Annotated in this window: 1 protein-coding gene; it reads left to right on the top strand. The window is 75.2% G+C overall.

The window, feature by feature from the left end; genetic code table 11:
* Positions 1–242 (top strand): hypothetical protein (locus ACZ3HH_RS31030; protein ID WP_465810546.1); only part of this gene is annotated, 242 nt, incomplete at both ends.

Raw genomic sequence — 242 nt, forward strand, 5'->3', positions numbered from 1 at the left:
CCGACAGGCAGCGCCCGCACAGCCAGCCGCCGCCGAGCCTGAGCAGGCTGCAGCCGCAGAAGCACCCGCCGCGCCCGCACCCCGACAGGCAGCGCCCGCACAGCCAGCCGCCGCGACGTCGACCGAGGACTTCCGTGCACCGCTCGGCGTGCTCCACACGGACGGGCTGTGGCTGTCCACCGGCGAGCTGATCACCATCCGCGGGCAGCTCGAGCACGCCGGCCAGCTCGCTCAGCTCGCCA

It is taken from the genome of Pseudomonas sp. PME37.24/025, from assembly GCF_055556615.1.